This window comes from Denitraticella aggregata (assembly GCF_048158365.1).
GTDB lineage: Bacteria > Pseudomonadota > Gammaproteobacteria > Burkholderiales > Rhodocyclaceae > Azoarcus_F.
Window position 1 is genome coordinate 1 of sequence record NZ_JBLLNL010000031.1, and the last position, 1870, is coordinate 1870.

Here is a 1870-nt window from a genome sequence, read left to right on the forward strand (position 1 = left end):
GGGTCTGGCCCCAATTTTCTGATTTCCTGCTCATAACTTGGTGTGCTTGCCGTCGCAATATGGTGCGTTGCCGGTGTGCTTGCAGCCGCACAGATAGACAGTCTCGGTCTTGTCGGCGGAGAAGGGGATCGGATTGAAGGCGCTGCCCTTGTGCGAACCATCGCAAAAGGGCTGCTTCGCGCTCTGTCCGCAGGCGCACCAGAAGTATTTCCTGCCCGCCTCGACCTCGACGGCGTAGGGCGACTGCTGGGCGATGTGGGGGCTGGGGTTGTCGGACATGATCTTGTCTCCTGAGGGTTTGTCGTCACGCTCGCCGGGGGATGCGGCGTCTGCCGAAGGCCACGCAGACAATGCGCCTGCCGGCAGCGGCCTGTCAATGGCGCAGGCGCGGTCGGCGGTTCGTTTGCTCGCCCGACATTCGCCGGCTGATGGCATTCTCATTTTGCGGGAACGGCAGTGCCCTCGACCGGTCTGACGCCGATGGAAAACAATACCTGTGCGGGTCTGATCGTTTACTACGACGGCAGTTGTCCGCTGTGTCGTCGCGAAATTGGCTTTTATCGCCGGCGCGCGAGCGATGAAGCCATCGAATGGGTCGACGTCAGCACGCCGAACCCGCTCGGCGAAGACCTCAGTTGCACCGCCGCGATGGCCCGTTTTCATGTGCGACTGGCGGACGGACGCCTTCATTCGGGCGGGCTGGCTTTTGCGACCCTGTGGCGACACATTCCGGGCTGGCGCTGGCTGGGTCGCCTGTGCTCGGTGCCGCCCCTGTCCTGGATGCTGGAACTCGGCTACCGAGGATTCCTGCCGCTGAGGCCCCGTTTGCAGCGTCTGCTGCGGGGCAAATAGGGGATGCGAATTTCTTGATCGAGCCCCGCTGCCCCCGCGCAATGGAAGGCCGGCTGGACAAATTTCAAACCGCGTATGTCTGCGGGGAAAAATCGTGGTCTGTCGCCTATCGCTCCCGACAGCCTGCGCCGCGCGCTGGTGGTGTGGCTGAACCGGGTGGTGCTCAAGCGCCTGATGCCGGGTGAGCGGCTGGACGAGGTCTTCAGCGAGGGCTGATTTTCGCGCGATCCCCATCACGCACCGTTCTCTACCCCGTTGTAAATCGCATCGGAGCGGAAGTCATCATGCATATCGGATAGAATGCGTATGCATACGACATTCATTCCGTACCATGACTCCTCACGACGGATCATACAAACACATCTTTTCCCACCCGCAGATCGTATGCGACCTGCTCACCGGTTTCGTGCGCGAACCGTGGGTCGAGCAACTGGATCTCGGCACCCTGGAACTGACCAACGGCAGCTACGTGAGCGACGACCTGCGCGGTCGGGCCGACGACGTGGTGTGGCGCGTTCGCACCCGGCACGGTGAACAGTGGCTGTACGTGTATCTGCTGATCGAGTTCCAGAGCCGGGTCGATCCGTGGATGGCGCTTCGGATCCTGGTCTACACCGGCCTGCTGTATCAGGACCTCGTCAAATCGGAGCAGGTGCGACCCGGTGATCGCTTGCCGCCGGTGTTCCCGATGGTCGTTTACAATGGAGAAGGCGTCTGGCGTGCGCGGCGCGAAATGGCCGAACTGATCGAACCGGTCGCGGGTCTGAAAGCATACTGCCCGCGCCAGAAGCATGTGGTGCTGGATGAAGGGCGTCTGAGCGACGACGAGATCGCCGCGGGCGAGAGCACCCTGGCCGAGATGATTCGGCTGGAGCGCACGCCCACCCCACAGGAGTTGCAGGCGATCGTGTCGCGGCTGACACGCCGGCTCAATCATCCACGCTACGACAGCCTGCGCCGCGCGCTGGTGGTGTGGCTGAACCGGGTGGTGCTCAAACGCCTGATGCCGGGTGAGCGA

General features: G+C 62.6%; 4 protein-coding genes. 3 read left to right on the forward strand and 1 reads right to left on the reverse strand.

Annotated features, from left to right (window positions below):
• Positions 1-30 precede the first annotated feature (30 nt).
• Positions 31-279, reverse strand: coding sequence for a CDGSH iron-sulfur domain-containing protein (locus tag ACKVEX_RS16435; protein WP_473216819.1), 249 nt, complete (start codon positions 277-279; stop codon positions 31-33).
• Between the two features lie 201 nt (positions 280-480).
• Between ACKVEX_RS16435 and ACKVEX_RS16440 the strand changes: the two genes are divergently transcribed.
• The 3 genes from ACKVEX_RS16440 to ACKVEX_RS16450 all read left to right on the forward strand — a co-directional run.
• Complete coding sequence (locus tag ACKVEX_RS16440) at positions 481-852, forward strand: thiol-disulfide oxidoreductase DCC family protein (RefSeq protein ID WP_473216820.1); 372 nt, start codon at positions 481-483, stop codon at positions 850-852.
• Between the two features lie 75 nt (positions 853-927).
• The gene (locus ACKVEX_RS16445) at positions 928-1068 is read left to right on the forward strand and encodes a hypothetical protein (RefSeq protein WP_473216821.1); all 141 of its coding nucleotides are present in this window, start codon (positions 928-930) and stop codon (positions 1066-1068) included.
• A gap of 115 nt (positions 1069-1183) precedes the next feature.
• On the forward strand, positions 1184-1870 hold a 687-nt coding region (locus ACKVEX_RS16450; RefSeq protein ID WP_473216822.1), incomplete at its 3' end, for an Rpn family recombination-promoting nuclease/putative transposase.

Excerpts from the sequence above, each read along its gene's own strand:
- ACKVEX_RS16440 (WP_473216820.1), top strand. The coding sequence starts at position 481 with ATGGAAAACAATACCTGTGCGGGTCTGATCGTTTACTACGACGGCAGT.
- ACKVEX_RS16445 (WP_473216821.1), top strand. The coding sequence starts at position 928 with ATGTCTGCGGGGAAAAATCGTGGTCTGTCGCCTATCGCTCCCGACAGC.
- ACKVEX_RS16435 (WP_473216819.1), bottom strand. The coding sequence starts at position 279 with ATGTCCGACAACCCCAGCCCCCACATCGCCCAGCAGTCGCCCTACGCC.